Raw genomic sequence first — 18,032 nt, forward strand, 5'->3', positions numbered from 1 at the left:
GCTCCGGGCTACGAAGGTTCATGTGCGCGCTGCGATGATCGCGAGCGCATCACCGCCCTTGATCCGCTGATCGGTTGGCAACTTCAGGAAATCAGCGGGCGCACCCGAGATCGCCTGGTCGAGCAGCGCGCGATAGCGGCGGCGCGGGATTTCGAGCGCGCCGAAGCTGCGCAGGTGCTCAGTGACATATTGCGTGTCGAGCAGCTGAAAGCCGCCGGCAATCAGCCGCGCCACCAGATGGACCAGGGCGACCTTCGAGGCGTCGCGCGCCGTATGGAACATGCTCTCGCCGAAGAAGGCGCGCCCCAGGCTGACGCCGTAGAGACCGCCGACCAGTTCGCCGTCCTGCCAGGCCTCGACGCTGTGGCAGTGGCCGAGCCGATGCAGCCCGACATAGAGGTCGCGGATGCGGTTGTTGATCCAGGTGTCCTCGCGTCCTTCCGCCGGAGCGGCGCAGCCGGCGATAACGGCCTTGAACGCGGTGTTGACCGTCACGGTGAACGCATCGGAACGCACCGTGCGCGCCAGCCGCGAGGTGATGCGAAAGCCGTCGAGCGGGATCACGCCGCGCATTTCCGGTTCGACCCAGAACAGCGTGGGATCGTCGGCGCTCTCGGCCATCGGAAAGATGCCGCAGGCATAGGCGCGCAGCAGCACGTCGGGTGTGATCTCGGATGCGGCGGAGTCGCGCGATGTCATGGTTGGAGAATAGCAGGCGAGCGGGGGCGGCGCGATAGGGGCCGAGCTAGCTCGCGGCGGCGCTGGCGGATTTCGCCGTTGCGCCGCTGGCACGCGGAAAGCGTACCAGGATGCGCGTGCCGCTATGGTTGGGGTCGCGCTCGACGCTGGCCTCGAGCTTGGAGGCCATGGCGCTGACGATGCGCTGGCCCAGGCCCGTGGAGCGCGGGTCGGCCTTGACGTTGAGGCCAACGCCGTCGTCGGAAATCGCCAGCAGCAGATCATCGCCCTCGGCCTTGAGCTCCACATGGATCGGGCCGGCGCCGTCGGGATAGGCGTATTTCACCGCATTCATCACCAGCTCGTTGACGATGATGCCGATCGCGACCGCGCGATCCGGATCGATCTCGATCGGTTCGGCCTTCGAGGTCAGCCGCGACATCCGGTTGCCTTCAGCCGAGCGGCGGAGATCTTCGAGCAGGGATTCCAGATATTGGTTCAGCAGCACGCTCTTCAGGTCGTGCGAGGTGTAGAGCCGACGGTGGACCTGGGCGACGGCAGCGACGCGGCCCATCGCGTTGGTGAGCGCCGCCTTGACGTCGTCCTGTGTCGCCGAACTCGCCTGCAGGTGCAGGAGCGAGGCGATGATCTGCAGCGAGTTGCCGACGCGGTGATTGACCTCACGGAGCAAGACCTCGCGCTCGGCGGCGAGCGCAGCGAAGCGGTCGCGCGAGGCGTGGATCTCAGCTTCCGCCTCGTCGCGCGCCCGCTGCAATTCCGCCTGACGCAGCGCGCCATTGACGGCGACCTGGAGCAGCGGAATGAATTCGCCGTGGATGTCCTTGACGAGATAGTCCGCCGCGCCGGCCTTCAGCGCGGTGACGGCGATCGCGGAATCCTGTGAGGCCGTGACGAACACGACCGGTGGCGCGTCGGGAATTTTCAGGATCTGCTCGAGCGTCTCGAGCCCGTCGAGACCCGGCATGTACTGGTCGAGCGCGACCACGTCGATGCCGCCTTGTGCGATGCGATCCAGCCCCTGCTGGCCGCTTGCCGCGTGCACCACCTTCAGCCCGAGCCGCGTCAGGCCGCGGTCGACAAGCCGCGCCAGCGCCTCGTCGTCGTCGATGTAGAGCAGGGTGGGGCTCGTGGTGCTCATGCTGCTGCTGGCGGAACCTGAATGACCGAGAAGAACAGTCCGAGCTGGCGGATCGCGTTGGCGAAGCTCTCGTAGTTCACCGGCTTCGTGATGTAGACGTTGCAGCCGAACTCGTAGCATCGCTTGATCTCCTGCGAATCGTCCGTGGTGGTCAGCACCACCACCGGGGTCGACTTCAGGTGCTTGTTCTCCTTGACCCGTTTCAGGATATCGATGCCGGTCATGTCGGGCAGGTTGAGATCAAGCAGGATGAGCAGCGCGCGGCCCTTTTGGTCGATGCCGCTTCCATCCGGGCCGAAGAGGTAGCCGACCGCATCTGTACCGTTCCTGAACGGCAGGATCTCATTGTTGACACCGGATCGGCGAATATTCCGCTCAATCAGCCGCGCGTGGCCTTCATCGTCTTCGATCATGATGATGGTGACTGGATTGCTCATACATCTGCCTTCCGCTTGGCGGCCCAGTTGACTGGAAGTGTTATCGTGAATGTGCTGCCCTTGTGAAGTTCCGAGGCGACCGACATGGTTCCCCCAAGACGCCGCACCAGCGCCCGCACATGTGCGAGCCCGATGCCCTGGCCGGGCTTGTCCTGGGTTCCGGCCCGGCGGAACAGCTCGAAAATGCGCTGGTGATCCTTGGGATCGATACCGCGGCCATTGTCGCTGATTTCGAAGATCGCAAAGCCAAGCTTGGTGCGTCCGCGGATTGCGATGTCGCCGGGAACACCGTCCCTCAGATATTTGAGCGCATTGTCAATGAGATTGGAGAAGATCTGCTCCAGCGCAAGACGGTCGCTGGTGATATCAGGCAATGGCTCGATGCGGATTTGCGCATTCGCCTCGGCCGCCTGATGCGCCACGGTGGCGGCGATGCTCTCGATCAGCTCGCGAGTGTTGATCCGGTCGGGACTGAACTCGCGCCGACCTTCGCGGGTGAGATTGAGGATCGCGGTGATCAGGCGATCCATCTTGGCGATCGAGGATTTGATGAAGCCGAGCGCCTCGGAGAAATCGTCGGAGAGCTGCTTGTCGGCGCTCTCGAGCACAGGCTCGGCGCTGTCAGTGGCGTTCTGCGGCAATGCGGCAGCTTCCGAGGCGCTGTGGCTCAGGGCGGCGATCCGCTTGAAGATGTCGCCGCGCAGCTCCTCGAGCTCGCCGGTAAAGCCCATGATGTTGACGAGCGGCGAGCGCAGGTCGTGGCTGACGATATAGGCAAAGCGCTGGATCTCGTCATTGGCCTCGCGCAGATCGGCGGTGCGCTCCTGCACGCTGGTCTCCAGGGTGACGTTGAGGTCCCGGAGCTTGGTCTCGGCCTCGTCGCGGACGCGCGTGGAGCGGCGCACCTGGAACGCCGCGATCGCGCCAAGCGCAATCACGATGCACGATCCGGCGATGGTGACGGAGGACGCCAGTATCTGCGAGCGGTCGGCATTGGCCGTCCGCAAATCGAACAGCCGCTCTTCCTCGGCGTGCATCTTGTCCGTCACGTCGCGGATGATGGCATTGGTGTTGCCGGCGGCCGCCTCGCGGACCAGCGCCGCGGCGCTGGCGGGTTCGTCCCGCTTGATGAAATCCATTTCGCGCCTGAACTGATCGAGCCGGATGTCGATTGCCGCGCGCATCTTCTTCACGTTCTCGACCTGAAGCGGATTGTCGACCGTGAGCTGCGCCAGCTTATCCGCATAGGGGACGACGTTGGCCACCGCCTGCTCATGGTCGGTCAGGAATTCCGGCCAGCGGGTCAAGAGATAGGCGCGGGCCGCGCTTTCGGCACGGCGGAGCTCGAGCAGTACGGCATTGATCTGGTTTTCCACCTCGACGGTGTGGACCACCCAGGCGCTATCCTGGCGCGCCTTGTTCACCAGCAGGACCGACCCGGCGCTGATCGCAACCAGCACCAGGAGCCCCGCCGCGAGCAGCAGGATCTGCCCCAATGCGCGCCGGCGCTTGGCGTCAGACGTCACGGGTGCCTCGTGTCATGGATCCAGTGGAATGCAAGCGGTCCTCGGGGATGGGAAATCCCGGTCGCTGCAAACGCACGGTTCCGTGCTTTGTTCCATGCGTAATGGAACTGGCTTGGGTGTCTGACTTGGGCCGTCAGCCGATGGTCGGCTGCCCGGCGAGATACTGCTCCAGCCAGTGGATGTGATAGTCGCCATCGATGATGGAGGGCTCGCGCACCAGGGCGCGGAACAGCGGCAGCGTGGTCTCGATGCCGTCGACGACCATCTCGTCCAGCGCCCGGCGCAGCCGCATCAGGCATTCGCCACGGGTCTTGCCGTGCACAATCAGCTTGCCGACCAGCGAGTCGTAATAGGGCGGGATGACATAGCCCTGGTACACGGCGGAATCGATCCGGACGCCCAGGCCGCCGGGCGGGTGGTACTGCGAGATGCGTCCAGGCGAAGGGCGGAAGGTCTGCGGGTTCTCCGCATTGATGCGGCATTCGATGGCGTGGCCGATGATCGCGACCTCGTCCTGCTTCGCGGGCAGGTCGCCGCCGGCGGCAATCCGGATCTGCTCAAGCACGAGGTCGATATCGGTGATGCTCTCGGTGACGGGATGCTCGACCTGGATGCGGGTGTTCATCTCTATGAAATAGAACTCGCCGTCCTCGTAGAGGAATTCGATCGTGCCAGCGCCGAGATATTTCAGATCCCGCATCGCCTTCGCGCAGGTTTCGCCGATCTTTGCGCGCTGGGCGGCCGAGAGGACCGGCGAGGGACCTTCTTCCCAGACCTTCTGGTGGCGCCGCTGCAGCGAGCAGTCGCGCTCGCCGAGATGAATGGCGCCGCCGCGGCCGTCGCCGAGCACCTGGATCTCGATGTGGCGCGGCTTCTGCAGGTATTTCTCCAGATACACCGACGCGTCGCCGAAGGCGGATTTCGCTTCGGTTGCGGCGGTGGAGAGCGCCAGCGCCAGATCGGCTTCGCTGTGCGCGACTTTCATGCCGCGCCCGCCGCCGCCGGCGGCGGCCTTCACCAGCACCGGGAAGCCGATCGACCTGGCGATCGCCATTGCATCGTCATCAGAGCTTACGGCGCCGTCGGAGCCGGGAACGACGGGAATGCCCAGTCGCTTGGCGGTCTTCTTGGCCTCGATCTTGTCGCCCATCAGGCGGATGTGCTCGGCCTTCGGACCGATGAAATGCAGATTGTGCTCGGCCAGGATCTCGGCGAAGCGGGCGTTTTCGGAGAGAAAGCCGTAGCCGGGGTGCACCGCCTCGGCGCCCGTGATCTCGCAGGCCGCGAGCAGGGCGGGAATGTTGAGATAGGAGTCCTTCGACGGCGGCGGCCCGATGCAGACGCTCTCGTCCGCAAGCCGCACATGCATGGCATCCGCGTCAGCGGTCGAATGCACGGCCACCGTCGAAATGCCGAGCTCCTTGCAGGCGCGCAGCACGCGAAGCGCGATTTCACCGCGGTTGGCTATGAGGATCTTGTCGAACATGTGCTTCCAGCTCGCGGGCGGCGAATGGCGACTAGCGAGTGGAGTTGTCTCTTCACCATTCGCTATCCGCTACGCGCCATTCGCTATTCGATAATTACCAGCGGCTCGCCGAATTCGACGGGCTGGCCGTCCTCGACGAGGATCTGCGTCACGGTGCCCGCGCGTGGGGACGGAATCTGGTTCATCGTCTTCATCGCTTCGATGATCAGCAGCGTCTGTCCGGCTGATACCTTGCTGCCGACCTCGATGAAGGGCTTTGCGCCCGGCTCCGGCGCCCAATATGCGGTGCCGACCATGGGCGAGGGCACTACGCCCGGATGTTTGGCGAGGTCGGTCGCGGCAGTGGCAGCCACGGGTGCAGCCACCGACAGGGCCGGTGCGACGGCCGCCGGCACGGCCGCGGCAATGCTGACGTTGCGCGCGACACGCAGGCGGACGCCCGCGCGCTCGATCTCGATCTCGGTCAGTTGGGTCTCGTCGAGCAGGAGCGCGAGTTCGCGGATGAGCGCGGCGTCATCCTTGTCGTTGTCTTTGCCGGGCTTTGCGGCGGATTTGTCGTCTGGCTGGCGCGCCATGATCTTGGTCCGAAACTCTCTGTCTGATGACGGGGAATGCGTCAGGCTGTCGCCTTGGCGCCGATCCTGGCGGCGAGGCCTGATATCGCGAGGCGATAGCCATCGATGCCGAAGCCGCAAAGCGACGCAAAGGCGGCTTTAGCAGTGAAGGAATGATGCCGGAAGCTCTCGCGGGCATAAATATTGCTGATATGCACCTCGACGGTCGGAATTTTCACCCCGACCAGCGCGTCATGCAGTGCGATCGAGGTATGGGAATAGGCCCCAGCATTGATGATGATGCCGACCGCCTGCTTCGCCCGCGCCTCATGGATGAAGTCGACCAACTCGCCCTCGCGATTGGACTGCCGGCAGTCCGCGATGAGGCCAAACTGGGCCGCGGTATCCCTGCAGAGCTTCTCGACATCGGCGAGCGTGGCATGGCCATAGGTCTCGGGTTCACGGGTCCCGAGCAGATTGAGGTTCGGGCCGTTGAGCACGTAGATCGTTGCGGCAGGGACCTGGGCCATCCGGAATTCCAAGAAATAGCGCTAAAGCGTTCTGGCAGGACCCTTTCGGAAACCGGGGGGTCCGGGTCCTGCTCCAAGTCGCGGGTTTATAGGTAACAACGGACCAGAGGGAAAGCTTTAGGTTTGTGGGAAACCGGTTCAAGCGGCTCATTCGCGCCGTCAGATAAGCCGGCTAACTCATGGAAAACGCTAATTAACCAACTTCTGTGGAAAAAGCCCCACGGGCGGCGCCCGGCGGGCAGGAAAAAACGAGGGCGGGTCTAACCCGCCCTCGTTTGGGAGCTGCCGTTAACCCTCAAGAATGTAGACGATCTCATGCGTCTCGGGACGCACGATCACGTAGCGGCCGCCAACCAGGATGAACTGATAGCCGCGCCACTCCGGATAGATCTCGACGATCCGGGACGGCAGTGGATGGAAACGCACCGTCGAAGGCACGGCGGTGCCGACTGCGACGTTGAAGTTCACGTTCTTGACTTCCTCGACCCGCTCCGACCTGATCGCGGAGACGATCTGGGTCCGCTTCTCGGGCGGCGGAGCCGCGGTTGCCGAGGTTGCGGCATTACCGGTCGTGGTCTGCGAGCGGCTGGTGTCGGTTGCACCCTTCTGCGTCTCCACGCCGCTCTTGTCGCGGCTTTCGGCGGCGGTGCCGCCGCTCTTGTCGCGAGTCTCGGCATTCATGCGATCGCGACCTTCGGCGTTCATGTTGCTCCGGTCACGATTGTCGCGACCTTCAGCCTTCATGTCCTTGTCGCCTCTGGTCCTCTCGTTATCCGAGCTCATGCTCTTCGACTTCTGACCGGGCGCGTTGGTATCCTGCGCATTCCTGTCGGCCGCGCCAGCCTTGTCGGAATCCGACCTCATGCCGGACGAGCCTGAGCTCTTTCCAGACTGCTCGGCGCCACTCGTACCCGTGGTGCCGTGTTCACGGTTCATCGTGCCCGAAGACGCGCCGCCACCGGATGGCGAGCTGTGCTGCGTTGTGGCGCCGCCACCGGACGACGGTGACTCTCGACCCATGCCGGTGCCCTGCGCGTTCGCAAAGCCGGTTCCCGCGATCAGGGCCGCTGTCGCGACCGAAATCAACAAGCGGTTAGTCATTTCGATTCCTCCTCACAAAGTCCTGCATTGCCCGCGCCGACAACGAAAGCAGGAGAGCGATGTTCCGAGCTGAGAGCGGTTCCACGCGGTTTGTTTTGTGAATGCGCGATGAACGGAAGCGTGCAGAAACGCTCAAACAAAAAGGCCGGCTGCGAAGCCGGCCTTTGCGCATCCGAGATTGTCTCGCAGTGATGTCAGCACGTCGCCTTGCCGCAACGGGCGATGCCGATCTTTTCTTTCAGATTCTCCAGCCCGACCGCGCCGATCACGACCTGCTTGCCGATGACGTAGCTTGGCGTGCCGTTCATGCCCATGGCTTCCGCGAGCTTGAAGTTCTCCTCGATGGTCGCCTTCGCTTCCGGGCCCGCCATATCCTTCTCGAGCCTGGCCATGTCGAGGCCGACTTCCTTGGCGACCGCCATTGCGCGTGCCTTGTCGGCCGCGCCGCGACCGCCGAGCAGCTTCTGGTGGAAGTCGAGATATTTCTTGCCTGTCGGATCCTGCATGCGCACGGCGACGGCGACTTGCGCCGCTTCCACCGAGCCCTGGCTCAGCACCGGAAATTCCTTCAGCACGACTTTCAGCTTGGGATCGGCCTTCATGAGGTCGATCATGTCGACCATCGCGCGTTTGCAGTAGCCGCAGTTGTAGTCGAAGAATTCCACGAAGGTGACGTCGCCGTCCTTGTTGCCGAGCGTCACGCCGCGCGGCGAGTTGAAGATCACATCCGCATTCTTCGCGATGCTCGCCTGATGCTTCTCGGCCTCGGCCGCGGCCTGGCGCTTGGTCAGCTCGGTCATCGCCTCCTCGAGCACCTCGGGATGCGTGATCAGGTAATTGCGCACGATGCTCTCGATGTCGCTGCGTTGCGTATCGGAGAAGCCTTGCGCGGATGCGGGCAGGGAGGCGCCTGCGAGCGCTGCGGTGAGCAGGGCGGGAGCAAGAAAACGGAGCGGGCGCATGTGCAAATCCTTGTGAGGTTTGGCAATCGTTGTAGACGATTTACGTTGATGGCTAGTTGTTTTTCTGACCCGGCAGCGGCTTGGCGCTCACAATATCGTCAGCCTTGACCCAGCCGGGGGTTCCGACGGCAAAGCGCGTCTTGGCACGCGAGGCCAGCTCGCGCGCGGTCTTGCTGTCGCCGCGCAGATAGGCGGCCTGGGCGGAAGCGAGGTCCGCTTGCGCATAATCGCCCTTGCGGCCATAGGCCATGGCAAGCTGGGTATAGCCGATCGGCGCCTCGCTCTCGCGCGCCACCGCGGCGCGCAGGATGTTGATGGCTTCATCGGTGTAGGCGTTGTTGCTGGTCGCGACCAGCGCCTGGCCCAGCAGCATCTCGATCAGGGGCGCGTTGCCCGAGAGCTGCACCGCCCTTCGCAATGGCGCGATCGCCTCCGCCGGCCTGCCGCCCTCGAGCAGCGCCTGGCCGCGCAATTCATAGAAATAGGCGTTGTTGGGCTGCGCCTGAATCAGGCCGTCGATTTGGGCCAGCGCACTGCGGAGATCGCCGTGCAGATAGGTCGAGATCGCCCGCGCATAGCGGGCGGGCAGGCCGTTGTTGGACGAAGGATAGCGGCGATAGACGGTGTCCTGCCGCTCCATGAAAGCGGAGATCTTGGCGCGCACCATGTCGTGGCGCATTTGCAGCGCGGGATCGTCCTTCTTGTCCCAATAGGCGCTGGAGCGCGCGATCTCCGCCAGCGCCGCCACGCGATCAGCGGGCATTGGATGCGACATCAGATACGGATCGGCGCCGCGAGCTGCGAACAGGCTTTCGTCGGTGAAGCGCTTGAACGTTTCGTACATGCCCTTGGCGGACTGGCCAGTCGCGTTCAGGAATTTCACGCCGGCGCGGTCGGCGTTCTCTTCCTGCTGGCGCTGATAGGAGAGCAGCGTTCGGCGGATCACTTCCTGCGGCGCCGCGACCGCCGCGGCACCGGCATTGGCGAGGCCGTTGCTGCTGCCACCGCGTGCGCCTGCGACCATCGCGCCGGCGCCGAGCAGCATGGCGATGATCATCTGGGTCTGCGCCTGCGCCAGTTGCTCGCGGAGCTTTGCGAGATGGCCGCCGGCAAGATGTCCTGTCTCGTGCGCGAGCACGCCGATGATCTGGTTCGGCGTCTCCGACTGCATGAGCGCGCCGTAATTGACGAAGATACGCCGGCCGTCCGCAACGAAAGCGTTGAACGTGCCATCGTTGATGATGACCATCTGGATGTTCTGCTTCTCCAGTCCCGCAGCGCGCAGGATCGGCCTCGTATAGTCGCGCAGCAATTGCTCGGACTCGGTGTCGCGAAGGATCGGCGGGCCCTTGTTCTCCTGCGCCAGCGCCATCGTCGGCGCGACCGCCAGCGCGATCGCGGTGGCGAGTGCGGTCAATTTCAGGGTCTTCTTGCGAAGCGCGAAACGGAGCAGCATGGAGCGGTCTTAGCGATTGGCGGCGGGCCACGGACAATATATGCCCTAACAAACCGCCGAATGCGGCCAGTCTGGGGCGCAACCGGTCGTTACGGAACCCGAAACCGGCGACGCCGGCCCAAATAGCAGATATCCATGCCCGAAGCGACATTTAGAGACCGCGTGAATCACCTTTTGACCGCTTCGGGCAGGAGCGAGGTTCCGCCCTTCATGGTTATGGACGTGATGGCGGCGGCGGCGCGAATCGAGGCGGCCGGCGGGCATGTGATCCACATGGAGGTCGGCCAACCGGCGGCGCCGGCGCCGAAAGCGGCGATCGCGGCAGCTCACGCGGCGCTCGACGATGGACGCATCGACTACACCTCCGCGCTCGGTATTCCCTCGCTGCGTGCGCGCATCGCGCGGCATTATCGCGAGACGTATGGATGCGAGGTCGATGCCGAGCGCGTCGTGATCACGACGGGCTCGTCGGGCGGCTTCATCCTGGCGTTTCTCGCGATGTTCGAGCCGGGCGATCGCGTTGCGGTGACCGTGCCCGGCTATCCGCCGTACCGGCATATCCTGAGTGCGCTCGGCTGCGAGCCGGTGCTGATCGAGACGACGAACGAAACGCGGCATGCGCTGACCGGCGAGGCCCTGCTCGACGCGCATCGCAAGGCGCCGCTCAAAGGCGTTCTGGTGGGCAGCCCCGCCAATCCGACCGGCACGATGATGTCGCGCGAGGCTCTTGCAAGCCTGATGGCGGCTGCCGAGAGCGCCGGCATCCGCTTCATCTCGGACGAGATCTATCACGGGCTCGATTACGCCTTTCCGGCGGTCACTGCAGCCGAATTGTCCCCACACGCCCTCGTGATCAACTCGTTCTCGAAATATTTCTGCATGACCGGTTGGCGGGTCGGCTGGATGGTCGTGCCCGAGCCGCTGGTGCGCCCGATCGAGCGGCTGCAGCAGAACCTCTCGATTTCGGTGCCGACGCTGTCTCAGATTGCAGCCGAAGCCGCCTTCGATGGCCGCGAGGAGATGGAAGCGATCAAGCGCGGCTATCAGGAGAACCGGCGTATCCTGATCGAGGGGCTGCCGAAGGCGGGGCTGACCAAGTTCCTGCCCGCGGATGGCGCATTCTACCTTTATGCCGATGTGTCGGACTTTACGTCCGACAGCTTCGAATTCGCCCGCCAGATGTTGGAAAAGGCTCATGTCGCGGCGACGCCGGGTGTCGATTTCGACCCGATCCATGGCCGCGCCTTCATCCGTTTTTCCTATGCGCGGTCCGCAGAGGAGATGCAGGAAGCGGTTGCGCGGATCGCTGGTTGGCTTAAATAGCGCGCCAGCTTGTCACACCCCCGGAGTTGGCCTTGTCCGTCAGATCGGTATCTGTTTCCGCCGCCGCCAGGCATTTTCCTCTTGCTTCGGTGCTGTGGCCGAACCGGTCGGGCGATTTCTCCGGATTGTTGCGCGGGATCGTCCTGGTATTCCTGGGCACGGCGCTGCTGACGCTGTCGGCCAAGGTCAATCTGCCGCTGCCCTATGTGCCGATGACGCTGCAGACGCTGGTGGTGCTGATGATCGGCGCTGCCTACGGCTCATGGCTCGGAACGGCGACCGTGATCGCCTATCTGGCGGAAGGCGCGATCGGCTTTCCGGTGTTTGCCGGACCGGTCGGCGGCCTCGCACCGCTGATGGGGCCGACGGCCGGCTATCTGTTCGGCTTCGTGGCGGCGGCGTTCGTCACCGGCTGGCTCGCCGAGCGCGGGTTTGACCGAAGCGTCGTCCGGCTGTTTGCAGCGATGGCGCTCGGCCACATCATCATCCTCGCGGCCGGTTTTAGCTGGCTCGCCTTCGGTGTCGGCCTGGGGGCCGAGAAGGCATGGCTGGTCGGGATCGTGCCGTTCATCGCGGGCACGCTCGTCAAGACCGCGCTCGGGGCCGCGCTGCTGCCGGCCGCACGGCGGCTCGCCGATCGCCGCCTGTAAGCGAGCCTCGGGCGAGGCGCCTGCCAATCTGATTTTTCGAGATGGTCATCGCCGCATCGCTCGGCGGATCGACCTTGCGCATCTTCGAGTAGGAGTGAGACTCATGGCAACGATTGCGACGAGCGAGCCTGCCGAGGCCAGCACATCAAAACCGTGGTACCGAATCCTCTATGTCCAGGTGCTGATCGCGATCGTGCTCGGCGTCGTGGTCGGCTGGTTGTGGCCGGCGCTCGCGACAAATGACTGGATCAAGGCGCTCGGCGACGGCTTCATCAAGCTGATCAAGATGGTGATCGCTCCGATCATCTTCTGCACGGTGGTCTCGGGCATCTCCCATATCCAGGACGCCAGTAAGGTCGGGCGCGTCGGGATCAAGGCGCTGCTCTATTTCGAGATCGTCTCCACCTTTGCGCTGATCCTCGGCCTGATCATGGGCAACCTGTTCCAGATCGGCCATGGGCTCGCAGCAAAACCCGGGGCGGCGGACGTCGCGAACGCCACCAAGTACGCGGATCAAGCGCACGCTCAGAAGTCGGTCGATTTTGTCCTCAACATCATCCCCGACAGCGTGTTCGGCGCGTTCGCGCGCGGCGACATCCTGCAGGTGCTGCTGTTTGCGATCCTCTTCGGCTTCGCGCTGATGGCGATGGGCAAACGCGGCGAGCGGCTGCGCGATATCATCGACGATGGCGCACATGCGGTGTTCGGCGTGATCAGCATCGTCATGAAAGCGGCGCCCGTCGGCGCGTTCGGCGCGATGGCCTTCACCATCGGCAAGTTCGGTCCCGCGGCGCTCGGCAACCTGATCGGCCTGATCGCGCTGTTCTACGGCACCGCCGCGCTGTTCGTGGTGCTGGTGCTCGGCCTGATCGCGCGGGTGATGGGCTTCAGCATCTTCAAGTTCATCGCCTACATCAAGGATGAGCTGTTGATCGTGCTTGGCACCAGCTCGTCCGAGAGCGCGCTGCCGCAATTGATGGAAAAGCTGGAGCGGCTCGGCTGCTCCAAGCCGGTGGTCGGGCTGGTGGTGCCGACCGGCTACTCCTTCAATCTCGACGGCACCAACATCTACATGACGCTGGCGACGCTGTTCATCGCGCAGGCACTTGGCGTCGATCTCTCCTTCGGCCAGCAACTGACCATCCTGGTCGTCGCGATGCTGACCTCGAAGGGGGCGAGCGGCGTCACCGGGGCGGGTTTCATCACGCTCGCGGCGACGCTGAGCGTGGTCAATCCGGCGCTGGTGCCGGGCATGGCCATCGTGTTCTCGATCGACAAGTTCATGAGCGAGGTGCGCGCACTGACCAACATCACCGGCAACGGCATCGCCGCGGTGTTCGTCTCATGGTGGGAGGGCGAGCTCGACCACAAGAAGCTGCACGCCAACCTGAACAAGCAGATCGATCCGTCCGACGTCGAGACGGCGATCACCACGGACTGACATGCCGGCGAGCTTTTCTGCGCGGCAAACGCAACGATAACGGGGCGCACCATTTCCCATGGTGCGCCCCGTTCCACATGGAGCAAATCGTTCTGAAGGAAGCCAGCTAGGACTGGCGGTAGACGACCAGGCGAAGATCAGGCCCGCCGACACTCCGTCCAAGTGTCCCGTTTGGCGGTCGATCGCCCGTATGGCCATTTTGCGCGAAATGCGCAATAAACCTTGAATATTGCGTAATGCGAGCATATACGGGCGGCTGTTTGCTCGTTTCTCTGGCGGAAATGCGCAAAATGATCGAATGAGTGCTTTGCGCGGGAGAAAACAGAAATGCAGGTTCCAATTAAGCGGGCGATCGAGAAGGTCCCTGGCGGGATGATGGTGGTCCCGCTGTTGGTCGGGGCGCTTATTGCGACCTTCTTTCCCGATACTCCGAAGTTCTTCGGCTCCTTCACCGGCGCGCTGTTCTCTGGCGCACTGACGATTCTCGCCGTGTTTTACGTTTGCATGGGCGCGAGCATCGATTTCCGCGCGACCCCCTACATCGTGAAGAAGGGCGGCACCCTGCTGATCGTGAAGGTTGGCGTTGCCGTTGTCCTCGGCCTGATCTTCGGCCGCATTTTGGGAGAAGCGCCGGTCGCTGCTGGCATGTTCGCGGGTGTGTCGACTCTCGCGATCGTCGCCGCCATGAACGACACCAATGGCGGCCTCTATATGGCGTTGATGGGCCAATATGGACGTCCGCGTGACGTCGGCGCCTATACCATCATGTCGCTGGAGAGCGGTCCTTTCCTCACCATGATCACCTTGGGCGTCGCCGGCCTCTCGGCATTTCCATGGCAGACCCTCGTCGGCGCTATCTTGCCTCTGATGGTGGGCATGATCATCGGCAATCTCGATCGCGAGATGCGCGACTTCCTGAGCCGCGCGGTGCCTGTGATGATCCCGTTCTTCGCCTTCGCGCTCGGCGCCGGCCTCGATCTGTCGAAGGTCTGGCACGCCGGTCTACTCGGCCTCGGCATGGGAGTGGCCGTGGTGGTTCTGACCGGCATCCCGCTGTTCTTGGCCGATCGCATCACTGGCGGGAATGGTGTCGCGGGTGTTGCGGCGGCCTCGACGGCCGGTAATGCGGCGGCAGTCCCGGCGATTGTCGCCGCGGCCAATCCGGCCTATGCGGACGCGGCGCGGCCTGCGACCATCCTCGTCGCGGCATGCGTCGTGGTTACCGCAATCCTCGTGCCGATCGTTACCGCCTGGACGGCGCGCGTTGTTGGTCGCGACGTCGAGGAGCCTGCAGAAAAGGACCAGGCTTCTGCCGGCAACATGACCCCCGCGGTGCGCTCGGCTGTCACTGAGGCAGGTCACTGAAGATGGCTCTTAAAGCGTTTTCGAGCGAAGTGGATACCGGTTCGCGTCAAGAAAATGCGCCAAGCCAGAGCTGGCTGATCGTCGCTGACGATCTCACCGGTGCCGCGGATTGTGCGATCGCCTTCGGCAGAAGGGGGCGTGCGGCTGCGGTGACGTGGGGTGAGGTGACCGACGCGTCGGGTTACCGGCTGCCCGTCCTGGCCTACGATGCAGCGAGTCGCGGCCTTTCGGCCGCGGCCGCTGCAGTCCGCCATGCCGATGTGCTGACGCGCCTCTGCCAACCCGGACGTATTCTTTTCAAAAAAATTGACTCGACGCTGCGGGGGCAACCTGCAGCGGAGACTGCCGCCGCGCTTGCGCATCTCAAGTCACGGTCGGGTCCGGCCTTCGGCGTGTTCGCGCCGGCCTTTCCGGCCACCGGCCGCACCACAATCGACGGGCGCATCCTGGTCAAAGGCCGCCCCCTCGAGGAGGCCGAGGTCTGGCGGCGCGACCACACCTATTCGAATGCCGATCTTGTCGACGTTCTCGCGACCGCGGGCATTCGCGGTGAGAAGGTCAAGCTCGCTGCCGTGCGCGGTGGCGATCTCAAAGCCACATTCGCGAGGCTGGCCGGGGAGGGCGACGTGGTCGCGGCCTGCGACGCCGAGACCGAACACGATCTGCATTTGATCGCGGAGGCGAGCCTGCATGCATCGCCCGCAACCTTCTTCATCGGCAGCGCCGGCCTTGCGCACGCGCTGGCCGGCCTCGAAGTCAGCCATGCCGTCGAGCCGCTGCGCATTCCGACGAGCGCATCCGGCACCCTGATCGTGGTGGGCTCGCTCGCCGGCGCATCTCGCACTGCCGCGCGCCGGCTGGAGGCGACCGGCACCGTGGTGCATTTCCCGGTCGCGCCGGAGACGCTGCTCAACGATGGTGCCGGCCGGGCGGCGCTCGCCGCGGACGTGATGGAACGACTTGCCGGCGGCGGCGATGCACTGGTTGAGATCATGATGGATGATCATCCCGACATGTCGCTCGGCCCACAGCTCGCCAAGGGTCTTGCCGACGCTCTGGAGGCCGTCGCACCCGCGATCGGCGCCTTTGCTGCGACCGGCGGTGAAACCGCCGCGGCGCTGCTGTCGCGCTTCGGCGTCAACGGCATCCGTCTTGCCGACGAAATCGAGCCGGGCGTGTCGCTCGGCCTCACTCTTGGCCGATTATCCGTTCCGATCGCCACCAAAGCGGGCGCGTTCGGTGACGAGCACAGCCTCATCCGCATCAGCGAGCGCCTTCGCGCCGTCCGAACCAGAGGAAGTTTCATATGACCAGTCCGACCATTGCGATCACCATGGGAGATCCGGCCGGTATCGGGCCCGAGGTGATCATGAAGGCGCTGGCGCAGCCGGAGGTGCAGGCGATCTGCAATGCGCTGGTGATCGGCGATGCCAACCGTTTGCGCAAGGCCGGTCAGATCGTCGGCCTCTCGCTCGAGGTCGATGCGCTGAGCGACGCGAAGGAGGCGAATTTTGCGTCGAAGGCGGTGCAGTGCGTTGACCTGAAGCTGGTGCCGGACGATCTGCCGTTCGGCAAGGTTTCGGCAACGGCAGGTGAGGCGGCTTATCGCTATATCGAGAAAGCCGTGCAGGTGGTGCAGGCAGGGCTCGCTCAGGGCATCTGCACCGCGCCGCTCTCCAAGGAAGCGCTGCATGCTGCCGGCCACAAATATCCCGGCCATACCGAGCTCCTGGCGCATCTGACCGGCACGCCGGAAGTGTCGATGATGCTGGTGTCGCCGAAACTCCGCGTCATTCACGTGACCACGCATATCGGCCTGCTCGATGCGATCGAGAAGATCGAGCCCGGCCTCGTCGAGCGTGTCATCGCACGCGGACATGACGTGCTGGTGCGCGCCGGCATCGCCAATCCGAAGATCGGCGTCTGCGCCATCAATCCGCATGCCGGCGAGAACGGGTTGTTCGGTCGCGGCGAGGAAGCCGCCAAGATCACGCCGGCCGTGGAAGCCTGTCAGCGCAAGGGCTGGGACGTGCGCGGCCCCCTGCCTGCCGACACGCTGTTCTTCCTGGCCGGCCGCGGCGACTACGACATGGTGGTCGCGATGTATCACGATCAGGGCCATGGACCCATCAAGGTGCTGGGGTTGGAAGCCGGTGTGAACATCACGGTTGGCCTGCCGGTGATCCGCACCTCGGTCGATCACGGGACCGCCTTCGACATCGCGGGCAAGGGCATCGCCGACGAACGCAGCTTGATCGAGGCGCTGCGGCAGGCGGTCGATCTCGCGCCGAAGAAGGCGGCTTGAGGGGCTGGGCCTTATCGTTCGAGACGCCCGGTACGCGGGCTCCTCAGGATGAGGAGCTCGATGTGGGTTAAGCGCTTGTATTGCGCGGCCGATGCATCGTGGTATCCATCGGCCGTGCCGCGGAGCCGATACGGTCGAGCTCGGCTGACGGCAATGAATCTGTGGGCCGAGGTTCGATGTCGATGCGCAGCAAGGAGCGTCACGCTCGTCTGTTGGAGGCGCTGAACGCAGGAGAGATCGATGTCGACGATCTCGCGCGGCGCTTCGACGTCTCCGCCTCCACCGTGCGGCGCGACCTGCAGCATCTCTCCAAGAACAATGTCGTGCGCCGCACCTATGGCGGCGCCATTCTCACCGCCCACGCAAACGAGACGACGCTCGAGCAGCGCCTTGCGGTTCAGGGCAAACAGAAGCAGGCGATCGCGCACGCAGCGATCGATCTGATTGAGGACGGCGACACGCTGATTCTCGATGCCGGCTCGACGGTCGCAGCCTTCGGCCGACTGCTGCAGCAGCGGCGGCTGCGCATCATCACCAACAATCTCGCGCTGCTGCCCTTCCTCGCCAAGGCTCCGACCATAGAGCTTGTGGTGCTGGGCGGCGCGCTGCGCACCACCAGCATGAGCACCATGGGGCCGCTCGCCAACGAGGCGCTGCGCCGCATGACCGCGGACCGCGCCGTCATGAGCGCCGACGGCGTGGTGGATGGCCGTGGCCTGTGCGAAGCGGATCTCGAGCAGGTCGCACTGAAGTCGCTGATGATGCAGCAGTCGAAAGAAGTCATCGTTCTCGCCGACGCCAGCAAGCTCGGCCGCGCCGAACAAATGGCCTGGGCGCCGCTGCCGCCGCGCTGGACGCTGGTGACTGATCTCGGCGCATCCGACGAGCAGCGCAAGCGCCTCGCCGATGCGGGAGCGCGCTTGATCGTTGCTGGCGTTCGCTAGAGCATTTTTCGGTTCTGATGGAATCAGAACCGAACTCTAGATTCTAATTTTGACGCGTTTTCTGCGCAGATAAGTCTACGCAATCTGCGTAAACTTGATTGCTATGCGAACCGGT

Annotated in this window: 17 protein-coding genes; 7 read left to right on the plus strand and 10 right to left on the minus strand. The window is 64.1% G+C overall.

What is annotated here, in order from left to right:
• Positions 1-18 precede the first annotated feature (18 nt).
• The 10 genes from aat to YY7_RS0116315 all read right to left on the minus strand — a co-directional run bounded on the left by aat (position 19) and on the right by YY7_RS0116315 (position 9,889).
• Positions 19-699, minus strand: coding sequence for a leucyl/phenylalanyl-tRNA--protein transferase (aat, locus tag YY7_RS0116265; protein WP_028164170.1), 681 nt, complete (start codon positions 697-699; stop codon positions 19-21).
• Positions 700-745: 46 nt separating this feature from the next.
• Positions 746-1,837 (minus strand): sensor histidine kinase, encoded by a 1,092-nt coding sequence (locus YY7_RS0116270; RefSeq protein WP_028164171.1) that lies wholly within the window; start codon positions 1,835-1,837, stop codon positions 746-748.
• Complete coding sequence (locus tag YY7_RS0116275) at positions 1,834-2,274, minus strand: response regulator (protein ID WP_028164172.1); 441 nt, start codon at positions 2,272-2,274, stop codon at positions 1,834-1,836. Before YY7_RS0116275 ends, YY7_RS0116270 begins: the two co-directional genes overlap by 4 nt.
• Positions 2,271-3,800 (minus strand): sensor histidine kinase, encoded by a 1,530-nt coding sequence (locus tag YY7_RS0116280; RefSeq protein ID WP_028164173.1) that lies wholly within the window; start codon positions 3,798-3,800, stop codon positions 2,271-2,273. Before YY7_RS0116280 ends, YY7_RS0116275 begins: the two co-directional genes overlap by 4 nt.
• 133 nt (positions 3,801-3,933) lie before the next feature.
• Positions 3,934-5,286, minus strand: a complete 1,353-nt coding sequence (gene accC / locus YY7_RS0116285) for an acetyl-CoA carboxylase biotin carboxylase subunit (protein ID WP_028164174.1) — start codon at positions 5,284-5,286, stop codon at positions 3,934-3,936.
• Between the two features lie 83 nt (positions 5,287-5,369).
• On the minus strand, positions 5,370-5,861 hold the full coding sequence (accB, locus tag YY7_RS0116290; protein ID WP_028164175.1) for an acetyl-CoA carboxylase biotin carboxyl carrier protein: 492 nt from the start codon (positions 5,859-5,861) through the stop codon (positions 5,370-5,372).
• Between the two features lie 41 nt (positions 5,862-5,902).
• Entirely contained in the window at positions 5,903-6,370 is a 468-nt protein-coding gene (gene aroQ / locus YY7_RS0116295; RefSeq protein ID WP_028164176.1) for a type II 3-dehydroquinate dehydratase, read from the minus strand.
• A 288-nt stretch (positions 6,371-6,658) separates the two neighbouring features.
• Complete coding sequence (locus tag YY7_RS0116300; protein WP_028164177.1) at positions 6,659-7,471, minus strand: DUF1236 domain-containing protein; 813 nt, start codon at positions 7,469-7,471, stop codon at positions 6,659-6,661.
• A 194-nt stretch (positions 7,472-7,665) separates the two neighbouring features.
• Positions 7,666-8,433, minus strand: a complete 768-nt coding sequence (locus YY7_RS0116310; RefSeq protein ID WP_028164178.1) for a DsbA family protein — start codon at positions 8,431-8,433, stop codon at positions 7,666-7,668.
• 52 nt (positions 8,434-8,485) lie between these two features.
• The gene (locus tag YY7_RS0116315) at positions 8,486-9,889 is read right to left on the minus strand and encodes a M48 family metalloprotease (protein WP_028164179.1); all 1,404 of its coding nucleotides are present in this window, start codon (positions 9,887-9,889) and stop codon (positions 8,486-8,488) included.
• Positions 9,890-10,024: 135 nt separating this feature from the next.
• Here YY7_RS0116315 and YY7_RS0116320 point away from each other — a divergent pair, with 135 nt between their 5' ends.
• The 7 genes from YY7_RS0116320 to YY7_RS0116350 all read left to right on the plus strand — a co-directional run bounded on the left by YY7_RS0116320 (position 10,025) and on the right by YY7_RS0116350 (position 17,917).
• A complete protein-coding gene (locus YY7_RS0116320; protein ID WP_028164180.1) occupies positions 10,025-11,212 on the plus strand; it encodes a pyridoxal phosphate-dependent aminotransferase in 1,188 nt (395 codons plus the stop codon).
• Positions 11,213-11,304: 92 nt separating this feature from the next.
• Positions 11,305-11,862, plus strand: a complete 558-nt coding sequence (locus tag YY7_RS0116325; protein ID WP_028164181.1) for a biotin transporter BioY — start codon at positions 11,305-11,307, stop codon at positions 11,860-11,862.
• Between the two features lie 103 nt (positions 11,863-11,965).
• Positions 11,966-13,303: a dicarboxylate/amino acid:cation symporter gene (locus YY7_RS0116330; protein WP_028164182.1), complete on the plus strand. Its 1,338-nt coding sequence runs from the start codon at positions 11,966-11,968 to the stop codon at positions 13,301-13,303.
• A 327-nt stretch (positions 13,304-13,630) separates the two neighbouring features.
• Entirely contained in the window at positions 13,631-14,668 is a 1,038-nt protein-coding gene (locus YY7_RS51820; protein WP_035690246.1) for a 2-keto-3-deoxygluconate permease, read from the plus strand.
• A gap of 2 nt (positions 14,669-14,670) precedes the next feature.
• Complete coding sequence (locus YY7_RS0116340) at positions 14,671-15,978, plus strand: four-carbon acid sugar kinase family protein (RefSeq protein ID WP_080663717.1); 1,308 nt, start codon at positions 14,671-14,673, stop codon at positions 15,976-15,978.
• Positions 15,975-16,973 (plus strand): 4-hydroxythreonine-4-phosphate dehydrogenase PdxA, encoded by a 999-nt coding sequence (pdxA, locus tag YY7_RS0116345; RefSeq protein ID WP_028164184.1) that lies wholly within the window; start codon positions 15,975-15,977, stop codon positions 16,971-16,973. Before YY7_RS0116340 ends, pdxA begins: the two co-directional genes overlap by 4 nt.
• A 176-nt stretch (positions 16,974-17,149) precedes the next feature.
• Positions 17,150-17,917, plus strand: coding sequence for a DeoR/GlpR family DNA-binding transcription regulator (locus YY7_RS0116350; protein WP_028164185.1), 768 nt, complete (start codon positions 17,150-17,152; stop codon positions 17,915-17,917).
• Positions 17,918-18,032: the final 115 nt, after the last annotated feature.

It is taken from the genome of Bradyrhizobium elkanii WSM2783 (genome assembly GCF_000472865.1).
Classification (GTDB): Bacteria; Pseudomonadota; Alphaproteobacteria; order Rhizobiales; family Xanthobacteraceae; genus Bradyrhizobium; species Bradyrhizobium elkanii_A.